This window comes from Pseudoalteromonas sp. CH_XMU1449-3, from assembly GCF_037027245.1.
In the GTDB taxonomy this organism is placed as follows: domain Bacteria; phylum Pseudomonadota; class Gammaproteobacteria; order Enterobacterales; family Alteromonadaceae; genus Pseudoalteromonas; species Pseudoalteromonas shioyasakiensis.
This window is the reverse complement of record NZ_JAYMDY010000023.1, coordinates 1-26685: the sequence shown is the minus strand read 5'-3', so window position 1 is coordinate 26685 and position 26685 is coordinate 1. Positions and strand designations below refer to the sequence as shown.

Genomic DNA, 26685 nt, shown 5'->3' with positions numbered 1-26685 from the left:
CAATTACTTCAAAGCAAAAGGTAAACATGATGAGCAATAAAATTGCAGTGATCACAGGTGGTAATCGCGGTTTAGGTAAAAATACAGTTTTAAGTTTGGCACGTAAGAACATTGATTGCGTATTTACTTACAGAAGCCATAAAGATGAAGCACAGCAGGTTGTAGAGGAAGTAGCCGCACTGGGGGCAAAAGCCGCCGCCATTCAACTTGATGTGAGCGATATTTTAGGTTTTGCTGAATTTAAACAAGCACTTGAAAGTACCTTGGCAACACAATGGCAAACATCTCGATTTGATTATTTAATTAATAACGCAGGCCATGGAAGTGATAGTGCATTTGCTGATACCAGCGAAGCTATGTTTGATAATTTGATGAATGTACATGTAAAAGGGGTGTTTTTCTTAACGCAAACATTGCATGAGATGATCAATGATGGCGGGCGTATTATTAACTTATCTTCAGGGCTGACACGCTTTGCATTGCCAGGAAAAGCGGCCTACGCCACCATGAAAGGTGCCGTTGAGGTATTGACCAAATACATGGCAAAAGAACTTGCTGCACGCAATATTGCCGTGAATGTGGTCGCTCCAGGCGCAATTGCCACTGATTTTGGTGGTGGTGCTGTCCGTGATAATGAGCAGGTTGCGCAATTAGTCAGTTCATTTACAGCTATGGGGCGCGTTGGCCAAGCTGATGATATTGGTCCTATGATTGTGCAGCTACTCGGTGATGAAAACCGTTGGGTGACCGGGCAGCGCATTGAAGCATCGGGCGGTATGTTTTTATAACCCTGTTAGCAATCGCGTGTTTGTTTGCTTATTTAAGTGAATGTGATTTAATCGCTTTCTCTTTTTAAGCAATAAACATGTGATTGCATTTATGCTCGATTTAGCAGTACTCGCGGTTTTTATTCCGACCTTTTTCTTTGTTTCTATTACACCTGGTATGTGTATGACGCTTGCCATGACGTTAGGGATGAGTGTGGGCGTCAGACGTACGCTGTGGATGATGGTCGGAGAGGTGTTAGGCGTTGCTACGGTAGCCATTGCTGCGGTGATTGGGGTTGCCAGTATTATGCTTAATTACCCTGAGTTATTTGCCTTTTTAAAATACTTAGGTGGTGCGTACTTAATTTACCTAGGGGTTAATATGTGGAGCGCTAAAACCAGCTTTAAACCTAACGATGATAAACAGCAACAAATTGGTCGTGGGCAATTGTTTTCGCAGGGGTATATTACTGCCATTGCAAACCCAAAAGGGTGGGCATTTATGATTTCTTTACTCCCTCCGTTTATTAATGTTGATTTAGCGGTTGCTCCTCAGCTTGCGGTATTAGTGAGCATTATTATGCTGAGCGAATTTATCTGTATGTTGATTTACGCAACAGGCGGTAAAAGCTTAAGGCTGTTTTTGGATAAAGGCGATAATTTGAAGTGGTTAAATCGTATTGCTGGCGCGCTAATGATGTGTGTGGGCGTTTGGCTGGCGCTAGGCTAATACTAATTTGGATAATACCCATCCGCATACGGCAAATGGGTATTATCCTTGTAGCGTCTTAATCAACTAACTCAACTTGCTTAGACACATGGTTAAAGCACAGTTTTAACGTATCAATGGCAGTTTTTGTTTTTGCCGCTAAGCTGTCTCTGGCTGGTGTTACGGCATAAACAGTGTAATTTGGCATTGCCCACTCAGGTGCGATTTCAACCAGCTCTTTCGATTTTAGTAAATGCCTGACTTCTGGCTCTGGTAATACGCCATAGCCAACACCATCACACACTAATTTAATTAAGCTTTGCATATTATTTACGGTGATCTTTGCTTTCGGTAACGGCTTGCTTGCCAGCGTTGACGGGTTAAACGCATTACTGTCGGCGTTGCTGTGGGCGATACGGGCAAAGTTGCCAAGGTCTTCCCAATTGGCTTTATCGAGTTTGCTAATTGCATGGTCTTTATGAGCACATAGCTTTAACGGCCAAGTTGCTAATTTACGAGCAACGAGGTTTGAGTCAGTTAATGGGCCAATCGCAATCGCTAGGTCAGCGCCGCATTTGATCATATCAATTGGCTCATCAGTCAAAATTAACTGAATACGTAAATCATCAAACTCGTTAATTAAGCGATCTAATGGCTCGCTTAATAGGCCACCGCCAAACCCCACTGGCGCAACTAATTTGAGCTCGCCACTAGGCTTATTTTGTAATTGTTGCAATTGCGTACTGGCCTGATCCGCCAGTGCCAGTATTTTTAAACAGCTTTGATAATACAGGTGGCCCGCTTCGGTTAAAGTCAGTTCGCGCGGGCTGCGGTTAAATAGGCTCAATCCGATTTCTTGTTCTAATTGCTTAATGTGTTGACTGACAGCCGATGTGGTCATCGATAACTCTGCAGCTGCACTGCTCATGTTGCCTGTTTCAACAGTACGAGAAAATACACGCAATGTTTTTATCAGCTTGGAATTCATGGTTCAGGCCTTCTTAATTCAGTTTTAAGAAATCGTAAATTGTGAAAATCGGGACTTCTCATTAGTATGCAAACGCTAATTATTATCATTTATAAATAAAAAGTCACGGAGTATTATTATGACGAGGGTTGTTTCTTCTGTTTTACCACTCACTGCTGCTGTTTTAGCAGGTCTTTCCCATTTTGCATACGCTGATGACAAAAAACAAGACATGGAAGTAATAGTTGTATCGGCTTCCGGTTACGAGCAAATGCTTAAAGAGGCGCCAGCCAGTATCAGTGTTATTGACCGTGAGCAGCTTGAAAAACGTTTTTACCGAGATCTAACCGATGCAATGACCGACGTTCCCGGTGTAGTTGTCACAGGTGGTGGCGACAGAAAAGATATCAGTCTTCGCGGGATGGCAAGTCAATATACTTTGATTTTAATTGACGGCCAGCGTCAAACCTCACGCGAAACACGCCCAAACAGCGATGGCCCAGGTGTAGAAGGGGCGTGGACTCCGCCTATTTCGGCAATTGAGCGTATTGAGGTTATTCGTGGGCCAATGTCGTCGTTATATGGCTCAGATGCAATTGGTGGGGTTATCAATATTATTACCCGCAAAACACCAGAAAAGTGGTACGGCGAACTGCGTTTAGATAGCACCATTCAAGAATCAAGTGAATCGGGCAATATTAACCAAGGCAGTTTCTTTACTGCGGGTGGTTTAATTCCTGAGTTATTAGGTATGCAGTTATCTGGTCAGTTTTCAAAGCGTGACGAAGACGATTTCGAAGCCGGTTTTCGTGGTAAAGAGCAAAGCAATATCAAAGCAAAGTTTATCTTAACGCCCTCTGATAGCCATGAAATTATGCTTGAAGTAGGCTCTGCAAAACAAAAACTCGACGAAACATCAGGCAAAACAGTTGCTCCTTTAGCTGAAGGTGAAAGTTGTGGCCGTAATGGTTGCCCAGAGTCATCAACCACAGAGTACGACCAAGAAAGCTACTCACTAAGCCATAATGGTTTTTATGATTTTGGCTCATCACGCAGTTACTTAAAGTACGATAAATTCGATAATACCTCTCGCGAAATGTATGTCGAAAATACCGATGCGCAAACAAGCTGGACTTTACCTTTTACCAATCATAATGCTGCATTTGGTGCGTCATATTTAAAAGAAGAGCTGGACGATTACACCAGTAACCGCATTAGTGACTTAACGCATGTTGAGAACGAGCAGTGGTCAGTATTTGCCGAAGATGAGTGGGCTGCAACCAAGCAGTTTAAACTCACTACAGGTCTTCGTTATGACCATGATGGTAATTTTTCAGGCCACTTCAGCCCGCGTTTATATGGTGTGTATACAGCAACTAAGTCGTTGACGGTGAAAGGCGGTATCTCAACAGGCTTTAGAGCGCCGAATATTCGTCAATCTACCGCAGCTTGGGGGCAAGTGAGCCGAGGTGGTAATATTTACGGTAACCCAGATTTAAGCCCAGAAAAATCAGTAAACTACGAAATGGGTATCTACTATGATGCCAGCCGTGATTTATCGCTTTCAAGCACGGTATTTTACAACGAGTTTGAAGATAAAATTACCCGTATTTCGTGCCCACTCACTCAGTGTACTGATGGACCAAACCAGTTTGGTTCGATGCCAACAACCTATGTCAATGTGGATGAAGCCGTTACGCAAGGCTTTGAGTTATCAGTATCTTACGACATAACCAGTGAGCTTGATGTCAGTGCCAACTACACCTACACCGACTCTGAGCAAAAAACCGGTGAATACAAAGGCAGCCCACTTAACCAATTACCTAAGCATATTTTACAAACTTCAGTTAATTGGCGCCCGGTTGATAAGCTAGGTACCTGGCTGCGTGTTCATTACCGCGGCGAAGAAAGCCAGCCGACAACAGGCCCGTCGCAAGACAGCTTAATTGCGCCAGATTACACCTTGGCTGATATTGGTGGTAACTACGATTTAAGCCGCAGCATTAAGTTAGGATTTGGTGTTTATAATCTGTTTAATAAAGAAATCACCGAAGATGAATACGGATATGTTGAAGATGGTCGACGTTATTGGGTTTCTCTAGGCTTTAACTTTTAAATAATTATTAAGTTATGCGTATTTGCAGGTTTAACCACTAAGTTAATTGGTGGTTAAACCTTATTTTAGTAAAACTTAGGTTGTTATCTCAACGATAGCGCCGTAGTGCTGAATGACTTGCCCTGCAATATAATTTCCTTGTTTTGCGCATTCTTCAATAGCCTGATCCTGTAGCCAAGCCGATAAAAAACCAGCATTAAATGCATCTCCTGCCGCTGTTGTATCAATGACTTTATTAATTTTATTGGTAGGATGATGCGTTGCATTTTGCTGCTCTAACGTACTGTATTGGCATCCATTTCCACCATCTTTAATTACAAGTTCTTTAACGCCTAATCCATGAAGCCACTCTCTACAAGCAGAAATATCTTTGCAACTCCAAATCAGTGCTTCATCATCAAACGTAACCAAAGCCAGGTCGGCTAATTGCGCCATCCGCTTATTAATATCCTGACAGTATTGCATCGAGTGCCATAACGAAGGCCTGTGATTGCTATCATAAATAATTTTTACACCTGCACGTTTTAAGTTTGTCAGCTCGTTAAGTAATGCATAGCAATCATCTGGGGGCAAAATTGCCAAACTAATGCCTGATAAATAAACAGCATCAAACTCAGTTAATTTATTGATGATATTATAAAATTTGGGCTGCTGAACAAGGTGTTTTGCTGCAGAATTATTTCGCCAATATTGAAAAGAACGCTCGCCATGTTGGTCTGTTTGAATCATATAAAGGCCAGCGTGTCTTTGCTTATCTTTGAGAACAAAGTCGCAATTTATTTGATAATCCTGCCAACGAGCTATCATAGCTTGGCTTAATGCATCTTCACCCATGGCAGTGAAGTAACAAACATCAATTCTTTCGCCTGCTAATTTCTTTAGGTAAATTGCGGTATTCATGGTGTCACCACCAAAGTTTTGTTGCATGGCTGTGAACAGCTCGCCAGACAATTCCACCATACACTCTCCAATAATGGCGACTTTTTTAGCCTGCATTACAGAGTGACTCCTTTTTTCCAAATAGCGACTTCACGAATATCATTAACTTCGTTACAAGTTGGCTTTCCATTTACTATCTCAACTAATAAATCGACAAATTCCTGATGCACTTCAGGCATGCTTTTACCGCTGACTAGCACACCGGCATCAAAGTCTATCCAGCGCGTTTTTTTATTTGCTAGCTCTGAGTTAGTAGCAATTTTTAAAGTCGGCACAAAGCCACCATAAGGCGTACCTCGGCCAGTTGTGAATAACACAATATGACAGCCTGCAGCGGCAAGTGCGCTGGTGGCAATGGGATCATTACCCGGTGCATTAAGTAAATTTAAACCAGCGACACTTAAGCGTTCACCATACTCAAGCACAGCTTGTACTTTGCTTGTGCCAGCCTTTTGCGTACAACCTAACGACTTATCTTCTAATGTACTAATTCCGCCTTTTTTATTACCAGGAGAAGGGTTTTCGTAAATAGGCTGATTATGTGCTTTGTAATAACCTTTAAAGTTATTAACCATGCTGACAAGTTGATTAAAGGTTTCTTCATCTTTACAGCGAGACATGAGTAATGTCTCTGCACCAAACATTTCGGGGACTTCCGTCAGGACTGTTGTGCCCCCTTGAGCAATTAAGTAATCAGAGAAGTAGCCAAGCATGGGGTTGGCTGTGATCCCTGATAGGCCATCACTGCCTCCACACTCAAGACCAAATTTTACTTCACTGAGCTTGCCGGTTTCTCGCTTATCGTGTTTAACGACGCTGTAGATTTCTTCTAGCAGAGCTACGCCATCTTCAACTTCATCATCAGAGTGTTGTGAAATTAAAAACTTAATTCGTGATTCGTCTATTTCACCTAAACCCGCTTTAAAAGCAGCTAATTGGTTGTTTTCGCACCCTAGACCAACGATTAACGCACCACCGGCATTTGGGTGTAAAGCCATATCTTGCAATAAAACTTTTGTGGTTTCTAAATCATCACCTAACTGAGAGCAGCCAAATTGATGTGGAAATATGTGTACGCCATCAATTTCAAGATCAGCATGGTTACGTAAAAACTCATCTTTCATTTGTTTGATCATGCCATTCACGCAGCCAACGGTTGGGATCAACCATATCTCGTTACGAATACCAATCTCACCATTAGCACGACGGTAAATATTGACCTCAGGTGATGGTTCCTCGGGGGCTTGTGCAACGAACTCTGGCTGATATTGGTAAGTTAATTCATCGTGTAAGGTTGTTTTGATGCAATGTGTGTGTACCCATGCGCCAGGGTTAATATCTTCAAGTGCAAAACCAATTGGGGCGCCATATTTAATGACTCGCTCACCCTTAGCAATCGGCTTAAGCGCAACTTTATGACCCTTATCTATGTCTTCTAACGTTGTAAAAGAAAAGCCTTCAAATTCGACTCTTTCATTTGCATTGATTGGCTGTAAGGCAATGGCCACATCATCAGTATTATGAAGTCGTAATAGTCTGCTCATGCTTATGACTCCAATAAGTTAACAAGCGTTTGTTCAACTGAGCTTGATAGCATTAGACTTAGTTGCTCAGTTACTTTATCTGTAAGGCCTGCAATTTCATTTAAGTCTTTATCCCAATGCCACTTTGCAGCTAACACTGAGCTAACCAGCTCATAGGTTGTTATTGATCCTTGCTGATGTTGTTGCCATTGCTCGTTGAATAAAGCCAACCACTTTGGATTGTCGGCTAATTCAATTTTGTCGCCATTTCGCTCGCCACGATAAAACAATATTTGCCCAGCTAAAGCTGTTGCAATGAGTGGTGGTACAGTTTTGTTGTCGCTAATATATTGCTCTAATTGAGGTAACAAGCGTGTTTTGAATTTAGTCATGCTATTTAATGAAATAGACATCAGTAGGTGACATATATAAGGGTTTTTAAAGCGGTTTAATACGTCATTAGCGAAAATCTGCAACTCTTCTTTAGGTAAGGATAGAGTCGGGATGATTTCATCAAATATCAGTTTAGTAACGTATTTTTCAAGTAGAGGTGAAGCGAGAGCCTCGCCAACCGAATCAATATTTGCCATATAGGCAAGTGGAACCATAGCAGTATGCGCACCGTTCAAAATAGCCACTTTTCGTTGCTTATAAGGCGCAATATCGTCAACAACCTTAATGTTTAAGTCACTTCCTTCAAGGTGTAATACATCAGCTAAATGCTGTGGTCCTTGAATCACAAATAAATGAAAGTATTCTGCTGTTACCATGAAGTTGTCGTAATAACCGCATTGTTGCTGTAAAGCTTGATGTTCATCGCGCGGAAAACCCGTCACAATACGGTCAACGAGGGATGAACAAAAATGATTGTGCTCGTTAAGCCAGTTTACAAACTCGCTTGGTAAATCCCATAACTGACTGTACAGCAATACAATCTCTTTAAGCTTTTCGCCATTATAATCAATAAGTTCACAAGGAATTATGATCATGCCACTACTGCTTGCACCATTAAAGTGCTTGAAGCGGTGAAATAACCATTGCGTTAGTTTTGCAGGAAATGCCTTTGCAGGGGTATCAGATAACTTGTCCTCGGGAATGTATTCAATGCCGGCTTCTGTCGTATTCGAAAAAATGACTTTAAGGTCGCTGTTCTCGGCAAGCTTTAAATAGTTATCAAACTCTTTGTAAACAGGGATTTCTTCGTTAACGCAACTGATAATACGCTGCTCAGAAACAGCTTTGTTTTGCTCATTGATACCACGAATAATACAGGTATATAAGCCATCCTGTGTATTAAGAAGTGGCAGCGAGTCGTAGTCGATGGGTCTGATGATAGCAACACCGGCATTTAAACCGGTTTGTTCGTTAAGCTTATCTATTTGCCAATCGACAAATGCACGTAAAAAATTGCCTTCTCCAAACTGCATTATACTCGTTGGATATTTGTTTTTATTAAAGTTTTTACGATTTAAAGTTTGCATTTTTGTGCCCGCTCTTAGCATTGTTACAGTGTATTGCAGAACATAGTAGTTAATTTTGCCACCGGTGGCAAATAAGATTTGACAATTTGCTACCGGTAGTCAAAACTGGCCTTTAACAAATAAGTAATACAATTAACGTTTGTTTATAGCTTTCCATTTAAAACTCACAAAATTTTTTAAATGGATACGCAGCTCATGGCTTGGATTGCCGTGTACCTTAATGAAATATAGGGGATTATATAAGACAACATGAACACACAATTGAACACACAAATAAGACACAACAATGCATAAAAATCTTCTGAGCACGCTATTTCTCTGCTGCTGTTTACTTTTTATCAGTGCTTGCAGTGACGACAACAAGGTTATTCGCCTAACAATGGCGCATACATTAGATACCCGTCATGTTACCCATCAAGCCATGGAGTATATGGCAGAGCGTTTAGCTTATTACTCTGATAATCAAATGGAAATTGTGATTTATCCCGCAGCACAATTAGGCACGGAAAGAGAATTAATAGAGCTATTACAAATCGGTAGTTTGTCGATGACAAAAGTATCGTCAAGCCCACTTGAAGGCTTTGTGCCTCAAATGAAAGTATTTGGGGTGCCTTATTTATTTAACGATAGTGAGCACTTTTGGAAAGTACTCAATAGTCAGCTTGGGCAAAAATTGCTTGATGACCTAGCTGTAGCTCGCCTTAAAGGGCTTGGCTATTATGATGCGGGTAGTCGCAGTTTTTACACAACAGATGCAGCTATTAGAACGCCCGATGACTTAATTGGTAGCAAAATTAGAGTTGTAACTAGCCCAATGGCTATTGCTACTGTGCAGTCTTTAGGTGGCGCTGCCACTCCCATTGCGTGGGGTGAACTTTATTCTGCGCTGCAACAAGGTGTTGTCGATGGTGCAGAAAATAACCCGCCTAGCTATTACCTATCTCGTCATTATGAAATTGCGAAATACTACACCCTAGATGAACACACTTTTGTGCCTGACATCGTAGTTGCTAGTCAAAAGGTTTGGCAGCAATTAACGACTCAGCAGCAACACTGGCTGAAGTTAGCAATGCAAGATTCTGTTACCTATCAACGTAGTTTGTGGCAATCAGCATCTGATCAGGCATTACAGGCCGTTGTTGATGCGGGTGTTGAGGTTATTTACCCAGATAAACAAGTGTTTCAAGAGAAAGTAGCCCCTTTTCATGCCTCATTTAAAGGCACGCCTATCGCCGCACAAATTGCGGCAATAAAAGCGATGCAGGAGGCGTTATGAAAGAGTTTAATGCGAAAATAAATCAGCTCATTGAATGGGTATTAATTGTTGCGATGTTTGCCATTGTTGCAGTCGTTAGTTGGCAGGTGTTCTCACGCTTTATTTTGCGGTCCCCTAACTCTTACACTGAAGAACTTGCTCGTTTTTTACTTATGTGGATTGGCGTTTTAGGTGCTTCGTATGCCTATCGTACCCGAGCACACTTAGGGCTTGATCTTTTCTATCAGAAGATGATTCCAACGATACGTCGTAAGTGTTCATTTTTAATTGAGTTTTCAGTACTGATTACCGCGCTCAGCCTATTAGTTTATGGAGGCGGTATGTTGATGAACTTAAGCTTTGCATTAGATCAACGTTCAGCTGCTCTTGGGATCAATATGGGGTTTATTTACGTTGCTTTGCCAATTAGCGGCGTACTTATCACACTTAATTGCATTGAAAATATCATTTATTTTTTTAGACAAACACAGGAGCAAGAATAATGGAAATGACAGCCATCTTGTTGCTAGTTTGCTTCTTCACACTACTGTTAATCAATGTTCCGATCTCAATTAGTATTGCTCTGTCGACCTTGTTAGCACTGGTTTTACACATGGATTTTACTCCAGCGGCAACGACCATTGCGCAGCAAATGATAGGTGGAATAGATAGCTTTGCACTACTGGCCATTCCGTTTTTTATTTTATCGGGTCTGATCATGGGGCAGGGGGGCATAGCTAGGCGTTTAATTGAATCTGCTATGGCTATGGTCGGTTTTTTACCGGGCGGTCTAGCGCTGGTCAATGTGATGTCTTGTATGATGTTTGGCGCAATTTCTGGTTCTGCAGTGGCGGCCACATCGGCGATAGGCAGCTTTATGGTGCCAGAAATGAAAAAGCACGGTTATAGTGAAAACTTCGCCGCTGCGGTCACGGCCAGCGCAGCAACCACGGGTATGCTAATACCGCCAAGTAACATCTTAATTATTTATGCTATAGCAAGTGGCGGAGTGTCGATCGCGGCACTGTTTGTTGCTGGGTATTTACCAGGTATTTTACTGGGCTTAACACTGATGTTGGTTTGTGCCATCTATTCTTTAAAAAACAACTACCCAGTAGCAGCACGTTTACCACTTGCTTTGGTTTTAGAAAAAGTGATTGCAGCCATCCCTAGTTTGCTACTCATAATAATCGTTATTGGCGGTATTATAGGGGGAGTATTCACAGCCACAGAGGCTGGGGCTGTCGCTGTATTATACGCACTGGTTTTAGCCGTTTTTGTATATAAAGAATTATCGCTAGATGAGTTACCTAAAATACTGCTAAAAGCTTGTGAGACAACGGCAATCGTGATGCTCATTATTGCCGCTTCTAGTGCGATGTCGTGGGTTTTATCCTATTCACACATTCCGCAAATGGTGAGTCAATTTTTCTTAACCTTAAGTGATAACCCATTACTGATTTTGTTATTAATCAATCTCATTTTAATATTAGTGGGTGCTTTTATTGATATGACACCCGCTGTGCTTATATTTACTCCGATCTTTTTGCCCGTTGCAGCACAGTTTGGCATGTCACCAGTGCAATTTGGGGTAATGATAGTGCTTAATTTATCAATCGGTTTGGTATCGCCGCCGGTTGGTAGTGTATTGTTTGTTAGCTGCGCAGTAGCAAAAACTTCGCTTCATAAAATCATTAAGCCAATGCTGCCTTTGTATTGTGTGATGTTTATGGTGCTTATGTTGGTGACCTATTTACCTGCCATAAGTGAGTTTTTACCTCGCTTACTAGGGTTGATTGATTAATAAAAACAATTGCTTTGCTAGAGTTAACAGCTTTTATGGATAAAAGCTTGGTGCTACTATAGCTAAGTTAGTTATTTCGGAATCTTCTATGTCAGTGACAATTAATGATATTGCCCGCTTATCGGGGGTATCAAAACGTACCGTTTCTCGTGTAATAAATAGCTCCCCTGCGGTAGGTGAAGCAACACGTGAAAAAGTGCTTGAGATAATAAAGCAAACGGGCTTCTCGCCAGATAAGCAAGCCAGGGGTTTAGCCTCAAGCCGTTCGTATTTGTTAGGGCTAATTTATGATAACCCTGATGCACTCTATATTGATGAAGTGCAACGAGGTGCATTGAGTGTCTGTGCTGAATTAGGCTACGAGTTAGTGGTACACCCAGGCTCTGCAAAACGCGAAGATTTTGTTGATGACTGCTTACGTTTTATCGCTCGTTCAAAATTAGATGGCGTCATTATCTTGCCTCCGGTATCAGAAAACAAAGAGCTCGCTGCGGCGTTAAGAGATGTTGATTGTCCATACGTAAGGCTTGCATCAGTTGATTTGGATGACGCTGATAATATTGTTGTATCTGACGAGCGTGCAGCAATGCGTGATATGGCAGACCATTTAGTCGAATTAGGCCATCAGGATATTGGCTTTATTTCTGGCCCACAAAATTATCGTTCATCAATAGAGCGTTTAGCTGGCTTTTTAGCTGAATTGCAGGTTTATGATGTAAATTTACCCTCAGAATATATTGTTGAAGGCAAAAATAGTTACGACAGTGGTTTAGAGTGCGCTAGGGAGTTATTAAACAAACAACCTAGGCCAACAGCAATCGTTGCTAACAATGATGAGATGGCTGCAGCTGTGCTTCGTGTGGCTAACAACCAAGGTATTAAAGTGCCGGAACAGTTATCGGTCGCGGGGTTCGATGACAATATTCTTGCATCTCGGATCATTCCATCGCTGACAACAATACGCCGACCTGTATTTAATATGGCATGCTTAGCCGTACAAAAGTTGATTAATCGCTCTCGTGGTAATCAAGACAAACTACCTATGCCAAAAACAGTAACGCCACATTTGGTGACACGCGAATCAACATCTCGAGTTCCTGAGTAAGCACGACATTATGTCAATAATGCCGTGCTAGATTTTTATAAGTTATACGCTTTTTTAACCAACCCATAAGTCAGTTGATAAGCAAGCTCGTGGGCTGTTTCAATCGTTATTTGATGATTTGTAACAAGCTCTGCTAAGTAGCGGCAATCAACTCGGCGTGCTACATCATGTCTTGCTGGAATTGATAGAAAAGCACGCGTGTCATCATTAAAACCGACCGTATTATAGAAACCTGCGGTTTCAGTTGTTTGCTGACGAAAACGCAGCATACCGGCAGGGCTATCATGAAACCACCATGCCGGACCTAGTTTTAAACTAGGGTAGTGACCAGCAAGCGGTGCCAGCTCACGACTGTAAGTCGTTTCATCTAGGGTAAATAAAATGATTTTTAACTTTGGATGATTACCATATTTAGTTAAAAGAGGCTTAAGGGCATTAACATACTCGGTTTGGCTTGGAATATCTGCGCCTTTATCACGGCCAAATTGATTGAAAATTGGCTGGTTATGATTACGATGTGCGCCAGGATGAATTTGCATCACAAGGCCATCTTCAATACTCATACCAGCCAGCTCCGTTAGCATTTGGCCACGAAATAGCTCTTGCTCTTCTTCTGTCGCGTTACCTGTGCGGCATTTTTTAAATAATGCTTCACATTCAGATAGTGATAAATCAGCAGTAATCGCACTGGGGTGACCATGGTCGGTTGCAGTTGCTCGACCTTCTTTTTTAAAGTAAGCGCGACGAATGCGAACTGCTTCTAAATAACCTTGCCAAGTACTGGTATCTTGATCTGTTAACTCACCAAGCTTAGCGAGATTGTCAGTAAAGTCTTCTCGGCTCGCATCCACAACATCATCAGGCCTAAATGTGGTTATAACTCGTTTGGCCATGGCCGTTTCAGCCATCTCTTTATGATGTTCAAGTGAATCTAATGCACCTTCAGTTGTTGCTATGAGCTCTATATTAAAGCGATCCATTAATGCTTGTGGTTTATAAGCATCTGTTGCAAGTTCAGCGGTGATTTTATCGTAGTATTGTTGTGCGTTTTCAGAGTTAAGCTTTTCTTTAAAACCAAATACATCACAAAAAACGGCATCTAACCAGTAGCCACTTGGGGTACCTGCAAATAGGTAATAGTTATCTGCAAAAATCTGCCAAGCTTTTTTTGGATCTGCATTTTTTGATCGTGTTAAATCGCCATCGATACCATGCTCAGGAATACCAAGCTCGGTTAATTCAATACCTTGGCTGTAAAGCATTCTAAATACATAGTGATCTGGTTTTATAAAGAGTTCAGTGGCGTTGCCAAAGTTAGGGTTTTTATTAAACCACTTTGGGTCTGTATGGCCATGTGGGCTGACTATTGGAAGATCTTTTATTTCTTCATAAAGCTCTCGGGCAACACTAACAATTGCCGGGTCACTCGAAAATAGCCTATCAGGGTGAAGTGAAAGCGGCTGTGATTTAATTGACATAAGGTTCCTCAAAATCTTGCGTTGCCAGCGGTGGCAAAATTTAAATATGTAATGACTAAACTTAATTAGCAGTGAGTAACTTAGGCACGTTAGTTGTTTTTTAATGGCCTAAGACTGTTATTTATGCAATCAACTTTAGCAAATGTTGCCACCGGTGGCAATGTTGTTGCGCGAAGATAAATCTAGTCTATCTAAAATGAAAAAAGCACCGACCCTGAGGGTACAGTGCTTTATTTTCTAACTTGATGGGGGAATCAAATAAACCTTCCTTGGTTTTGCTAAACTTAGTTAGAAGCTATAGCGGAATCCTAAGCCGAATGTACGGCTATAAATAGACGCTGAGTCGTTTAGAACAGTTGGTAGTTCGTAGTATTGACGATAAACCTCATCTGTTAGGTTTGTCGCATCAAATGTCACAACTAAGTCTTCAGTGACATCGTAACTTACTTGGAAGTCTAAACTTTGTTCTGGTCGACGATAAACTCCTCGTGGATGCGCGAAACGACCTGAGCCATAGCGATTTAAGAATGAGTCACGCCAAACGTAAGAGAGGCGAGTGCTGAAATTTTCTCGTTCATAAATTAATACACCGCTGTAAGAGGTATCTGAAACACCAAATACGCTTCTGTTTGTGTACCCTGTTAATTCACCTTCGTTGCTGAAGATTGGAATGTCTTGATCCGAATCCAAGAAGGTACCACTTGCTTGAAGGCCAATGCCATCTAACCATTGTGGAACAGATTCAGGGAAGTAAACTAAGCCAACTTCAACGCCTTTAAGAACACCATTGGAGGTGTTGCCGGGTTGAGAAAGTATATAATCTTCCATCTCGCCTGTTTCTGGGTTTGGAAATTGAGCTTGGCGTAATGAATCAAAAACAAATCCTTCTATATCTCTGTAGAAGTAGGTCGCATACGCTGAGCTACCTTCATTAAAGTAGTATTCTAGTGAGAAGTCATAGTTCGTAGATTCAACTGGGCGTAGACTTTGATTACCACCGCTTGCGTTGCCATAGCCAACATTTGTAGTGTCTGGACGTAAATTAATAAAACTATTTAATTGGCCAAACTCTGGGCGGCGTAAGGTTTGCGTATAAGCAAAACGAGTAATTAAATCATCGCTTAAATGATAGCGTAGCGTTAAATTAGGTAAGAACTTTGCGCTACTGTTTCGGCCAGTACTTTGTACTATGCCACCAACTTCTCCATCCCAGTGGTAAAAGTCCATGTCAGCGCCTGCGTAGGTATAGCGAAGACCAATATCACCGTCTAATCGATTACCAAAAAGTTGTGTTTCAAATTGGCTTTGCACATACGCAGCCCATGAAGTTTGATCGATATCGAAGTTCTTTTGTAGCGTCATTCGACGCTCGCCATCGGCGCTATCGTAGAAATTAAACGTATCACGATACTCTGCACGGTTTTGCCATAAGTTTTTTGCATTAAAGGCAACCCATGATCTCGGCAAATCACTTTTCCCATCAAAGAAATCACTATTTACGTAGTGCGCTTCTGAGCCTAGAGATGCTAATGGAATAGGGTTAAATCGATTAGAATCACGACTACTGCTATCAGCTGTACGTTTATCATAACGAACACCTGCTTTAGCTTTTGTAAAGATACCCCAGTCAACATAGAAGTCGAGGTCAAGCGTGAATGTTAAGCCATCACCATTATCCTCACCGCCGTTGTCGAACATGGTACTGGTGGTCCATAAGCTTGGATCGGTTAAATCAAGTGGAGTACCAAACTCTTCATCGTAAACAGTCCATGCCATGATGCCGTCTTCATGATTGAAGTCTGCCATGACAAATGGGAAACGAGTATTTGCCTGCATAGCAACAAACTCACGTTCATATTTACTTGTTTGATAGACCAACTCAGATTTTAGTGTTGCATCTTCAGATAGCGCCCATTTACCACCTAATGCAAACATGTAGCTATCAGTTTGGCTCTTAGAAAAGTCGCCGCTGGTAAATGCACCTGAGTCACCCCAAGCACGGGATTTGATGACATTTGTGCCTTCAAACAACACTGGTTGTGTCACGGTTTCTACCCGTGAAGAATCTGCGTATGAAAATAGTAGGTGGTTATTACTTTCGTTGCGGTAGCCATTGTAAAATGCTTCGAAAATATACTCTGATGTATCATTTGGTGCCCATTGAAATGACAGGTTTACTGCTGGGCGTTCACGTTTACCAGTTAGATCTGACTGATTTAGTGCGTCACGACTTAGATAGTACTCAACCTCACTGTCAGTTGCAGGGTCATACATGGTTGCCCCTGGCGTTCTGTCCATACCGTGTTCAAGGCCAGTTGGCCATGGGTAAATGCGATTTAAGTTATCAGCTCTAAATGGCACGAAACCACCTGGTGCACTATTTTCATCTCGGTAGCTGGTGCTAGCAAATGAAAGGTTAATTAATGCGCCGACATCACCAACTGATGATTCCCAACGATTGCTGGCAAGCACACTCACTATAGGATCGGTTTCTTCAGATTGGTCTTGATAAACGCCACGGGCATTGACCACAACCTTTGAGCCTTCAAAATTAAATGGGCGTTGGGTGCGAACATTAAGTTGACCCGCAATACCGCTCGCTAATTGGCTGGCGTTGCGTGTTTTGTATACCTCTACACTTTCAAGTAATGCTGCAGGTATGTCTGCAACAGCAAGTTGACGCCCTGCTGCGGTGAACATTTCGCGGCCATTAATTGTTGTTGTAACATCGGTTAAGCCACGGATTGTAACAGTATTTACTTCACCCGATGCGCGGTCTGTTACCTGTACACCCGTTACACGTTGTAGCGCCTCAACAAGGTTATTATCAGGAAACTTACCAATATCTTCGGCAACAATCGCATCAACAACCTGAATTGATTGGCGCTTGATATTAACGGCTTTATTTAAGCTGCTTCGGATCCCAACAACCTCAATTATTTCAAGGGAATCATTGTTGTCATTTGCTTGAGCGTTTTGTGTTTGCTCTGCAGCCTCATCTGCTGCATAAACACATTGCCCAAAAAGGGCCATACAAATTGTGCTGGCTAATGTCGTTTTCTTAAACATTTAAAATAACCTCCAAAATTATTTTAATGCGAATCAATAACAGAAGTTATTTGATTCAGTGTTAAATCAGCATCATTAGAAAAACCTCTAATGTTCGACAAGGTGCTGATATCGTGTGTTTTTTTAATAAGTGTATTTTTCCTGCATTTTTGCCACCGGTGGCATTTTTAGCCAAATAGTTGCACCGCAAGTAAGCATGCCAGGCTTGTTGTGTTGTCTTCATCCCCCTAACCACGCTCCTAAATTTTATAACACAGAAAATTTAGATGTTTAAGTATTATTATATTCTTTTTAATGATTTGTTACTTATTTCTGTGTATTTTAAAAATAAGTCATTTATTATCAACGGTTTAATTTTTTAATGATTTTCAAATAAAGAATTTAGATGTGTAGTTACATGGCGGTTTGTATTATTTTCTGCTTCAGGAAGAGTTTGTTCTGTTGTTGTGCAAAGCTTTATTTCTTTTTGGTGCAAGCTAAGTAATAAATGACATGATTGTTAATTTATTTATTAAAATTAATATGATAGTACGTTTTGTAGTGTCAAATATGATGCGTAAAACAAGCACGCAAGGAGGATAAAGTTCAAAATGCTACCGGTGGCAATTGTATTATGATATGTATATAATTGGTGTTAATATAAGCTTGTGTAGACTTAAAATTTTCTAAAAACATTATAATTTCAACAGTTAGAGGAACACATATGAGGAAGGATTATTTTGGCCGGCTTGAAAAAAAGTTAAGGTTAATAAGCAAACCTGCATGGTTTGAAACCAGTATTATAAGAAATGCGTTTATCGCTTGCTTAAGCTTCTTGTTTGTAGCCTGTAATAGTCAGCAAAGTGTTGACATTCAGCCTAATGATCAAGCTAAAACAGACATCATGATGTTAAGCGGCACCGGCAGTGATGATGCGGTGAAATGGGACTTTTACTGTAGTGAAGGGCAAAACTGTGGTCAATGGAGCAAAATAGATGTTCCTTCTAACTGGGAGCAACAAGGCTTCGGTAACTATGATTACGGCTACATCCCAGATAAACATAGCGAACAAGGTATTTATCGTCGTGATTTTACCCTACCTGCTGATTGGTCTGGTCGCAAAATTGAAATTGTTTTTGATGGTGTGATGACAGATGCCACTGTGTTTGTGAACCAACAACAAGTGGGCCCAACCCACCAAGGTGGTTTTTATCGATTCAGCTATGACATAACGCCATATTTAAAAAGTGGTGAAGCTAATGAGCTAAAGGTTGTGGTAGATAAAGTTTCGGCTAACAAAAGTATCGAAGCAGCAGAACGCGCAGCAGACTACTGGGTGTTCGGTGGTATCTATCGTCAAGTCTTTTTACAGTCTTTGCCACAATCTCATATTGATTGGGTTTCATTAGATGCAAAAGCGTCTGGTGTATTTAAAATGGATGTTTATCTCGAAGGACTAGATAAATCAAATGCTTCTGTAGTTGAAGCACAAATTTTAGATTTAGATGGCAATCCTGTAAGTGAAACGTTTAATGCCACACTTAATGGTAACAAGGTTAACTTAGCAACTAACGTGGACTCTCCTAAGCTTTGGAGCGCCGAGACGCCTAATTTATATCAAGTACGTATTGATTTAAAAGAAGGCTCTAAAACTCTACATAGGTTCGATAAAACCTTTGGCTTTAGAACTTTTGAATTACGCCCACATGACGGCTTATATTTAAATGGCGAAAAAATTATCCTTAAAGGGGTTAACCGTCACAGCTTCCGTCCAGCAACTGGACGTACTATGACTAAACAAGCCAGCATCGATGACATTAAGACGATGAAAAGCATGAACATGAATGCTGTTAGAATGTCGCATTACCCACCCGATGTGCACTTTTTAGAAGCGGCGGACCGTCTTGGTATTTATGTTATTAATGAGTTAGGCACATGGCAAAAGCCAGTTATTGATACGCCATCAGCGAGACGCCTAGTTGCTCAGCTTGTTAAACGTGACCAAGCACACCCAAGTATTTTATTCTGGGCGAACGGTAATGAAGGCGGTTTTAATACCGATGTTGATGATGATTATCACCTTTATGACATTCAAAACCGTCCAATTCTTCATCCTTGGGAGTTGTTCCGTAATATCGATACTGATCATTACCCAACTTACTCGGAACTAGTAGCTAAAAAAGCCCGTAATGAAGTATTTTTCCCAACCGAATTCTTACATGGCTTGTATGATGGTGGCCATGGTGCAGGTTTGAGAGATTTTTGGGACTTCATGATGTCAACTCCTGTTGGTGCCGGTGGTTTCTTGTGGGTGTTTGCTGATGAAGGTGTTGAGCGTACAGATCAAAATGGCCGTGTTGATACCGACTTTAACCATGCGCCAGATGGTATTGTTGGACCTTATGGTGAAAAAGAAGCGAGCTTTTTTACAATTAAAGAGATTTGGTCACCAATCCAAGTTGAAAACTTAAAGAATGGCCAGTTACTTGCCGGTTCTTTTGACGGTCAGTTGCAAGTTAAAAACCTGTATGACTTTGTTGATCTATCAACTATGTCGCTCGAATGGCGTTTATATCAGCCAGTGACTGCGTTTTCTGATAAGAAGCAGCTTGTGGCGAGCAATAAAGCCACACTCCCTGCTATTAAGCCAGACTCGACAGGAACAGTACAATTGAACTTACCTGACAATTGGCAGCAAAATGGTTGGTTAGAGGTTGAATTTTTTGACCAGCAGCAGAATTCAATTTGGACAGATGCTTGGCCTATCCAAAGTGCGGCTAAACTTGCAAAATTAACTCAAGAGCAATTTGAAAATCAGGCATCAGCAACTAAACCAGCTCAAATTGTTAGTCAAAACGAATCTGAGTTAGCGGTTAAGGCTGCTGATAGAACAATTATTTTTGATGCAACAACAGGTCTATTAAAGTCATACAGTAAGCAAGGTCAAACTGCGGCGTTGACAAATGGTCCTAAGCTACTTCGTTCTGATAACTCACTAAATAAAGGGGTTTATAATGGTATTGGTTCATGGCTAACTCATGATCCAAATGCTGAGAAAGAAGCGCAACAAGATAAAAAACCGACAGAATTAAAGTCTGAAATTATTGCTAATGATCTAGTGATTGAAGTGATGAACCCGCCAGCAGGCATTACAAAGCTAACTTGGACTGTTCACCCTGAAGGTCATTTATCAATGGATGTTGATTACTGGCTTGACGGTGAATACATCCTTCATGGCGTTGGTTTTAATTATCCGAAAAAAGCAATTGAGCATAAACGTTGGTTAGGTGATGGCCCTTACCGTGTATGGGCTAACCGCTTAGAGGGCGTAAACTACTCTGTTTGGGAAAATGATTATAATGAAGGCGTTGCTGGCGAGCGCTGGGAATTACCAGAGTTTAAAGGGTACTTCTCGGATATTCAGTGGCTTACATTAAGCTCTGAGCAAAGTGAAATCACTTTCTCTACTGCAACTCCAGATCTATATGCGCGAGTTATGCAGCCTGATGATGGTGAGCGTCCTGATAATACATTAGCACTTAAATATGATGAAGAAATTAGCTTCTTACACAGAATTAGTGCAATAGGGTCTAAGTTCCATGCAGCCCACCACCTTGGCCCACAAGGTCGACCTGTGGCAGAAAGAGGAATAAACAATATCAAGCTAACGATATATTAATTTACAAAGACTCATTTGTTTTAGTAAAAGCGCTGCAGAAACCTGCAGCGCTTTTTTGTTTTAATCCACTAAAGTGCATTAATAAAAAGTGGTTATTTGGGGTTAAGGTTTCTTATAGGTGTAGCACTATAGTTATAGGTCGCTTTTTAAATAGTTCTACTACATTGAGTTAGTCATCAACTGACAGACAACAATGATAACGACTATAAAGGCGATATATGCAAAAAGTAACACAATTATGTAAACGAAAATCAGCGTCGTTTACTCCGCTCGCAGTGCTCTGTGCTGCTATTTTCTCACAGCCAAGTTTTGCAGGGAGTTGGCAGCAAAATGTCAGCATTGGCGGTTTTAATAATGTTCATATTTACACTCCTGATACGCAATCAAGCATAGGCAATGGCCATTCTTTGATGTTGGTATTACATGGCTGCGTGCAACCCATTAATAACTACTTAACTGCGAATCTTGAAGATGCAGCCGAAGCCCATGGCATGGTAATAGCCGTTCCTGATGCTATGAATAAAGCAGGCTATAGCTGCTGGTCATATTGGCAAGGAGCAATCAATAGAAGCTCTGGCGATTATAAGAATTTAATTAATTTAGCCAATGCATTAAGTTCTGATGCAGCGCGTAATATTGACCCTAAACAAGTGTATATTGCAGGCTTATCATCTGGAGCCGCAATGGCTGCACAAACGGCTTGTGTGGCGCCTGATGTATTTGCCGGAGTTGCACCAAGCGCAGGGCCGACCATCGGCACAAGTTCAAGTGGGGCAATTTCGACCTGTGAAACAGTGTCTGAAAACACCTTTGTATCCCGCTGTGAAAGCTATGCTGGCAGTTATAAAGATCATTTTGCTACACAAATAGCGGTGATTGGTCACGGTACTGCCGATACCACAGTCAATACCTGTTACAACCAGCAAAATGCAGATGGCTTTGCTGCCCTTTATGGGGTTAATCAACTTTCAGGCACGACGACAATAAGTGATGATGCAACACGTACCGCTGAGCAGTCACTTTGGCAAGACAATCGAGTTGCTATGCTGTGGTTTAATAATTTGGATCACTCATGGTCGGGCGGGCAAGGTGCGTCTGGTGATTATGTGGCGGCAAACAGTATTAATTTTGCAACCTATCTCGGTGAGTACTTTGCGGCTAACAATAAACGAGTTGATCGTAATGCAGGCCCTGAAATTAGTAATTTAACTGCCACAGACAGTAATAACCAGCTCACCATTACAGGCAGTGCAATCGACCCAGAAGGCAGTGTAACCAATGTTGATATAAACGTGTATAGCCTAGCCGGTGGCGCGGCAAGCTTAATTGAGTCACTGAACGTGCAAGTCGATGCGAATAATACTTTTAGCGGGGTGACAAGTGCACTCAGCGATGGGCTCTATGAAGTGCGTGTCAGTGCCACAGATAATGAAGCGAAACAAGGTGATGAAGCTAATCTAACGGTACGCGTTGGACCAGAGCCTGCGGCTACAGCACCGCTACTGAGTGACACTGCGGCTAGTGTAAACGGGCAGTGCGCTACGGTAACGGGCACGGTGATTGATGATAATCAAAATTTAAGCACTGTAGTGGTCAGTTTTAGCAATGGTGATGTGACGGCTACAGTGAATGGCCTTGAGTATTTTGCTGAGCAATGCAATTTGGCTGGTGGTAATAATACCGCAGTGATAACCGCGAGCGATGATACTGCGCTTACATCAACAGATAGCATTAGTTTTGTCATCGATGCTGGCGTGACAGGCGATTACAATCTTCATATCAACGAGGGCCACATTAGCTGGGGCGAAGGTTATTCTGCCTGTTATTTAGCGTTTGGTACCGCTGCCTTTACAATGCGTGAATATTCAGCGGGCACAAATCAATGTCAGTGGATTGCTGATGATGACTCAAGTTGTGCAGGGCCATTACAGGCATGCAAAACCACCACAGAACCGACTAATGACGCAGACAACGACGGTGTGCTCGACGGCGCAGATAATTGCCCGAATGTGGCGAATGCTGATCAAGCCGATAACGATAATAACGGGATCGGTAATGTGTGTGACAGCACTCCTGATGGTGAAGCGAGTGACTCCGACAGCGATGGTGTCAGTGATAGCCTAGATAACTGCCCGCTGGTGGCCAATAGTGATCAGCTAGATAGTGATGCAGATGGTGTGGGTGATGCGTGTGACTCAACCCCGAATGGTGATTACCAATGCACTGAAACCACCTCAAGCAACTATGCGCATGTGCAAGCAAATCGTGCAACGACGAATGGCTCTTACACCTATGCGGTGGGTTCAGGTGATAACCTAGGTCTTTATAACACTTTTTATACCAGTACCTTAGCGCAAACTAGTGCTGGGTATTATGAATTAGGTAATTGCCCTAATTAATAGATGTGTGTCGCCCAAACAGGCGACACTTTTTTCTAAACTGTGTTTAGAACTTATAGGTCAGAGTTAGGCTACCGTTTGTTGGCGCGCCATAATACCCCACGGTTTGTAAGCTATTGATATATTGCTCATCAGTAATGTTATTAACGTTAGCTTGTACTGCAACTTGGTCATTAATATTCCAACGCGCGAAGGCGTTTAGCAGCGCGTAGCTACCTTGCTTAACATTGTAATCAGTGCTTTCGATTTTAGATTGCCAACGGCCATTTAAACCCACAACCATTGCATCTGTTAGTGCATAATCTACTGTTACACCGACAACATCGCGAGGTGCCCACTTATTAGTGTCATCACCATTTTCATCTGTTACATCAATATGTGTATAAGATGCGACGATATTCATAGCGTCGGTGATTTTACCTGTGATTTCAATTTCATAGCCTTCTGACTCAATAGACACGCCTTCATAGTAATAAATACCATCTTCAGTGAGGCCCGCATATTGCGCAAAGTTATCTTGCTCAGCAGTAAAGTAGGCAAATGTTGTCATTAGGCATCATCAAACCAAGAAGCCTTAACACCGGTTTCAAAGTTAGTGCCTTTGGTAGGTGCTAAGTATTGGCCGTTGTAATCAGCTTGCTCTTGTGGCTGATAAATATCTGAGTAACTAGCATATAAGTTTAAATCATCGTTTAACTTATAGGTAAAACCGATATATGGGCTAGTTTCGCTCTCATCATTATCGATAGATGCACCGGCATTCATACCTGAGCGTTCAAATTCAATAGCGTTAAAACCAACCACAGTAAATAATTTATCCGTAATGTTTAACTGAGCAGAGCCAAAGTAACGGGTTAGCTTTTGTTCAATATCTGAATACAGAACCGGCGTTAACCAATCAGGTTCAGGGGTCGCATCTAAATCGTACGGAAACGCAGGCGTTGGTCCATAAGCGGGTGTATTTGCAAAATCAAACGGGTGTTGATACATCACATCATCGCTTTTTGCATGGCTTACTCCAAAGCTTGCTTGGTGCTCTTTACCAAACAATTCAAAGGCACCAAATGCTTTGATTTCAAATAAGTCAGCATCCACTTCGCTGTCGTAGCGACCCGGCCAACCACTTAGGCCAAGATTGGTGTCTTTATCAATGCTGCCGCTGGCATAAAATAGTTTGTCTTGCTCTTCAAAACCACGGAAGTTGTAGCTCGCTTGAAGTTGCCACGCGTTTGCAAAAACATAGTTGTATTCAACAAACGCTGAGGTGTTAATGGTGTCCCACATTGTCCACTCTTGGGTGGTTGTGTCGCTGACATCCCATTTAGCTTGAGTGCCATCTGTGTAGTTATAAACAAGGCCGCCCCAGGTGTTGCCATCGGTATCAGCGTCTTGATAAGAATAACCCATAGTAACCGTTGAGTTATCTGTAAGCTGACCATCTACCACTGCAGAGAAGAACTCGCGGTTGTTCTCAAGGCCATCTAGGTATGACTCTTTATCTTCTGCAGCAGCCACAAAACGAGCAGCCCAACTACCTGATTCGGTTAGTAAAAGAGAATAGTCAGCTTGTAAACGTTTAAAATCCCATGAACCAACAGAGACACCGATTTCGCCGCCGTTTTCGTTTTTAGGGCGTTTGCGCACATAGTTAAGCGTGCCTGATGCATTACCTACACCAGTGAGTAAGCCATTGGCACCACGAATAACTTCAATTTTTTCGTAGCCGTATGCTTCCATTGCGCCGGTAACGATACCCCAGTCATTCGGTAAGCCAACCCCATCGATTTGTGTATTCTTAATTTCAAAACCACGTGATGTATAGTTGGTACGGTTAGTTTCCCATTCTTCAACATTGATACCTGGCGCTAAGCGTAAAGCATCATTAATGTTAAAAGCGGAATAATTCTTTAATTGCTCAGCAGAGATCACACTGATAGATTGCGGAGTTTCATCAATTTCTAGCGCTAAACCTGTCGCGCCTTCACTAATACGGTTTTGTCGAATACCTACAATTTCGATTTTTTCGAGATTAGCCTCTACGTCAGTCGTTTGCTCTGCAAAACTGATTTGAGGGTAAAGTGCACAAAGAATAGCGGTTGCAATAGGCAACTGAGTGAATTTCATTTTTATCTCCGCGTGTTATTAGCAAATTTTTATAGGGTTATTGTTTTTAATAAGGAAACAATTGGCGGGTAAGTTATCACAACTGATAATAGTTATCATCACCATTCACCGCAAAAGTGGTATGTTAATACAAATAAATGTAACAAATTATGTCGAAGAGTTTTGTCTGTATGAAAAGGCAAGTTTATACCAATTCGCTTAATTAAGTGGTCTATTTTGAGGCAATAAAACCTCGTTGGTAACAAGGCAAAAATTTCGTTATTTAGTTGTGCTCGGCAATTGCTCCTGCATTGCTCTACCTTCTGCATCCATGCAGTCGTAAATCAGAAATTTTTAACGCAGGTAGCGACAGGTTTAATCCCTCAAAATGATTAAGTATTATTGCGGATTGGTATTACTAATTAGATATGAAAAAGGCGCCCTAAGGCTAATGCTGATCAGTTAAGAAGTTGATCAGTTGACCGATCAGAATGATCATGCACAATCCGTAGTTAGGCAACTAACTACGGATTTTTTTGTGAATATAGAACAAGCTCTTCATTCTGCTTTCGAAGAAAGCACTCGTTATCACACGTTTGAAAAATTATCTGAAATTTTATCTTCTGACCTGATTGAACAAGGCTTTCAACAAGCTGGAGTAGCCACAGTTAGAAAGCGCAGGTTGCCTTTAGAAGCTGTGCTTTGGTCTGTTATTGGCATGGCATTATTTCGTAAAGAATCTGTCTGGAATATTGCGAATAAACTAGACATTATGCTGCCTGGCAAAAATCAGTTAGTCGCCCCGAGTGCCATGGTTCAAGCTCGCCAGCGATTAGGTGATGACCCCGTTAAGCAAGTCTTTAATAAAGCTGCTGATAATATGTACCATACAGAAGAGTTTGACACGTGGGCTGGGTTAAATTTATTAGCGGTTGATGGTGTTGTTTGGCGTACGGCCGATTCAGATGAGAATCGTGAAGCATTCTCATCGGCTAGCAACCAATATGGTGATACAGGATTCCCACAAATTCGCATGGTTTGTCATATGGAACTCACCAGCCACCAACTGATAAGCAGTGAGTTTGATAACTATAAGACGAATGAAATGAAGCTTGCTGAACGACTGATTGAGCGTACACCTAACCACTCGTTGACCATGTTTGATAAAGGGTACTATTCACTGGGCTTGTTAAATCGATGGCACAGCACTGGAGAAGAAAGGCATTGGCTAATACCTGCAAGACCTGATTTACAATACGAAGTCGTTTCTAAGGTTGGTAACAATGACCTGATAATTGAGCTCAAAACCACT

The 26685-nt window shown here is 41.6% G+C and carries 16 protein-coding genes and 1 pseudogene; 10 read left to right on the top strand and 7 right to left on the bottom strand.

The features are described 5' to 3' along the window. The first annotated feature begins 26 nt into the window (after nt 1-26). Both WA256_RS19015 and WA256_RS19010 read left to right on the top strand, forming a co-directional pair. Complete coding sequence (locus WA256_RS19015) at nt 27-788, top strand: SDR family NAD(P)-dependent oxidoreductase (RefSeq protein WP_335992911.1); 762 nt, start codon at nt 27-29, stop codon at nt 786-788. Nucleotides 789-879: 91 nt separating this feature from the next. Further along, nucleotides 880-1497 carry a LysE family translocator gene (locus WA256_RS19010; protein ID WP_335992922.1) on the top strand — a complete coding sequence of 206 codons (618 nt, stop codon included), beginning with the start codon at nt 880-882 and terminating at the stop codon, nt 1495-1497. A 58-nt stretch (nt 1498-1555) separates the two neighbouring features. Here the strand turns inward: WA256_RS19010 and WA256_RS19005 are convergent, their stop codons facing one another. Further along, nucleotides 1556-2464, bottom strand: coding sequence for a LysR family transcriptional regulator (locus WA256_RS19005; RefSeq protein WP_058584682.1), 909 nt, complete (start codon nt 2462-2464; stop codon nt 1556-1558). Nucleotides 2465-2582: 118 nt separating this feature from the next. Here WA256_RS19005 and WA256_RS19000 point away from each other — a divergent pair, with 118 nt between their 5' ends. Next, nucleotides 2583-4559: a ligand-gated channel protein gene (locus WA256_RS19000; RefSeq protein WP_335992910.1), complete on the top strand. Its 1977-nt coding sequence runs from the start codon at nt 2583-2585 to the stop codon at nt 4557-4559. A gap of 75 nt (nt 4560-4634) precedes the next feature. Here WA256_RS19000 and WA256_RS18995 read toward each other — a convergent pair whose 3' ends face one another. From WA256_RS18995 to WA256_RS18985, 3 genes are read right to left on the bottom strand one after another with little or no spacing between them, the layout of a single operon-like run. Then, nucleotides 4635-5555: a sugar kinase gene (locus tag WA256_RS18995; RefSeq protein WP_335992908.1), complete on the bottom strand. Its 921-nt coding sequence runs from the start codon at nt 5553-5555 to the stop codon at nt 4635-4637. After that, complete coding sequence (locus WA256_RS18990; RefSeq protein ID WP_269407234.1) at nt 5555-7042, bottom strand: UxaA family hydrolase; 1488 nt, start codon at nt 7040-7042, stop codon at nt 5555-5557. The genes WA256_RS18995 and WA256_RS18990 overlap by 1 nt, the downstream gene beginning before the upstream one ends. A gap of 2 nt (nt 7043-7044) precedes the next feature. Continuing rightward, nucleotides 7045-8502 (bottom strand): tagaturonate reductase, encoded by a 1458-nt coding sequence (locus tag WA256_RS18985; protein ID WP_269407233.1) that lies wholly within the window; start codon nt 8500-8502, stop codon nt 7045-7047. Nucleotides 8503-8881: 379 nt separating this feature from the next. Here WA256_RS18985 and WA256_RS18980 point away from each other — a divergent pair, with 379 nt between their 5' ends. The 4 genes from WA256_RS18980 to WA256_RS18965 all read left to right on the top strand — a co-directional run bounded on the left by WA256_RS18980 (nt 8882) and on the right by WA256_RS18965 (nt 12666). After that, complete coding sequence (locus tag WA256_RS18980) at nt 8882-9778, top strand: TRAP transporter substrate-binding protein (protein ID WP_095209690.1); 897 nt, start codon at nt 8882-8884, stop codon at nt 9776-9778. After that, a complete protein-coding gene (locus WA256_RS18975) occupies nt 9775-10260 on the top strand; it encodes a TRAP transporter small permease (RefSeq protein ID WP_062565778.1) in 486 nt (161 codons plus the stop codon). Before WA256_RS18980 ends, WA256_RS18975 begins: the two co-directional genes overlap by 4 nt. Next, nucleotides 10260-11561 (top strand): TRAP transporter large permease, encoded by a 1302-nt coding sequence (locus WA256_RS18970; protein WP_130167677.1) that lies wholly within the window; start codon nt 10260-10262, stop codon nt 11559-11561. Before WA256_RS18975 ends, WA256_RS18970 begins: the two co-directional genes overlap by 1 nt. 88 nt (nt 11562-11649) lie before the next feature. Then, nucleotides 11650-12666 (top strand): LacI family DNA-binding transcriptional regulator, encoded by a 1017-nt coding sequence (locus WA256_RS18965; RefSeq protein ID WP_332393420.1) that lies wholly within the window; start codon nt 11650-11652, stop codon nt 12664-12666. 35 nt (nt 12667-12701) lie between these two features. Here WA256_RS18965 and uxaC read toward each other — a convergent pair whose 3' ends face one another. Then, complete coding sequence (gene uxaC, locus WA256_RS18960) at nt 12702-14144, bottom strand: glucuronate isomerase (protein WP_335992905.1); 1443 nt, start codon at nt 14142-14144, stop codon at nt 12702-12704. Between the two features lie 288 nt (nt 14145-14432). Beyond that, entirely contained in the window at nt 14433-17213 is a 2781-nt protein-coding gene (locus tag WA256_RS18955; RefSeq protein ID WP_062565775.1) for a TonB-dependent receptor, read from the bottom strand. 703 nt (nt 17214-17916) lie between these two features. Between WA256_RS18955 and WA256_RS18950 the strand changes: the two genes are divergently transcribed. Together WA256_RS18950 and WA256_RS18945 are read left to right on the top strand one after the other, a co-directional pair. Next, nucleotides 17917-20871, top strand: coding sequence for a glycoside hydrolase family 2 protein (locus tag WA256_RS18950; RefSeq protein ID WP_332393415.1), 2955 nt, complete (start codon nt 17917-17919; stop codon nt 20869-20871). Between the two features lie 218 nt (nt 20872-21089). Further along, nucleotides 21090-23270, top strand: coding sequence for an extracellular catalytic domain type 1 short-chain-length polyhydroxyalkanoate depolymerase (locus tag WA256_RS18945; RefSeq protein WP_335992902.1), 2181 nt, complete (start codon nt 21090-21092; stop codon nt 23268-23270). 46 nt (nt 23271-23316) lie between these two features. On the opposite strand, the pseudogene WA256_RS18940 reads toward WA256_RS18945, so the two are convergent. Next, nucleotides 23317-25394 (bottom strand): annotated as a pseudogene (locus tag WA256_RS18940) (TonB-dependent siderophore receptor). A gap of 523 nt (nt 25395-25917) precedes the next feature. On the opposite strand from WA256_RS18940, the gene WA256_RS18935 reads away from it, so the two are divergent. After that, on the top strand, nt 25918-26685 hold a 768-nt coding region (locus WA256_RS18935; RefSeq protein ID WP_335992920.1), incomplete at its 3' end, for an IS4 family transposase.

Bases quoted from the DNA above. Each gene is read 5' to 3' on its own strand.
- WA256_RS18965 (WP_332393420.1), top strand. From the start codon at position 11,650: ATGTCAGTGACAATTAATGATATTGCCCGCTTATCGGGGGTATCAAAA.
- WA256_RS18955 (WP_062565775.1), bottom strand. From the start codon at position 17,213: ATGTTTAAGAAAACGACATTAGCCAGCACAATTTGTATGGCCCTTTTT.
- WA256_RS19010 (WP_335992922.1), top strand. From the start codon at position 880: ATGCTCGATTTAGCAGTACTCGCGGTTTTTATTCCGACCTTTTTCTTT.
- WA256_RS19015 (WP_335992911.1), top strand. From the start codon at position 27: ATGATGAGCAATAAAATTGCAGTGATCACAGGTGGTAATCGCGGTTTA.
- WA256_RS18985 (WP_269407233.1), bottom strand. From the start codon at position 8,502: ATGCAAACTTTAAATCGTAAAAACTTTAATAAAAACAAATATCCAACG.
- WA256_RS18995 (WP_335992908.1), bottom strand. From the start codon at position 5,555: ATGCAGGCTAAAAAAGTCGCCATTATTGGAGAGTGTATGGTGGAATTG.
- WA256_RS18975 (WP_062565778.1), top strand. From the start codon at position 9,775: ATGAAAGAGTTTAATGCGAAAATAAATCAGCTCATTGAATGGGTATTA.
- WA256_RS18980 (WP_095209690.1), top strand. From the start codon at position 8,882: ATGGCGCATACATTAGATACCCGTCATGTTACCCATCAAGCCATGGAG.
- WA256_RS18945 (WP_335992902.1), top strand. From the start codon at position 21,090: ATGCAAAAAGTAACACAATTATGTAAACGAAAATCAGCGTCGTTTACT.
- WA256_RS19005 (WP_058584682.1), bottom strand. From the start codon at position 2,464: ATGAATTCCAAGCTGATAAAAACATTGCGTGTATTTTCTCGTACTGTT.
- WA256_RS18990 (WP_269407234.1), bottom strand. From the start codon at position 7,042: ATGAGCAGACTATTACGACTTCATAATACTGATGATGTGGCCATTGCC.
- uxaC (WP_335992905.1), bottom strand. From the start codon at position 14,144: ATGTCAATTAAATCACAGCCGCTTTCACTTCACCCTGATAGGCTATTT.
- WA256_RS19000 (WP_335992910.1), top strand. From the start codon at position 2,583: ATGACGAGGGTTGTTTCTTCTGTTTTACCACTCACTGCTGCTGTTTTA.
- WA256_RS18950 (WP_332393415.1), top strand. From the start codon at position 17,917: ATGAGGAAGGATTATTTTGGCCGGCTTGAAAAAAAGTTAAGGTTAATA.
- WA256_RS18970 (WP_130167677.1), top strand. From the start codon at position 10,260: ATGGAAATGACAGCCATCTTGTTGCTAGTTTGCTTCTTCACACTACTG.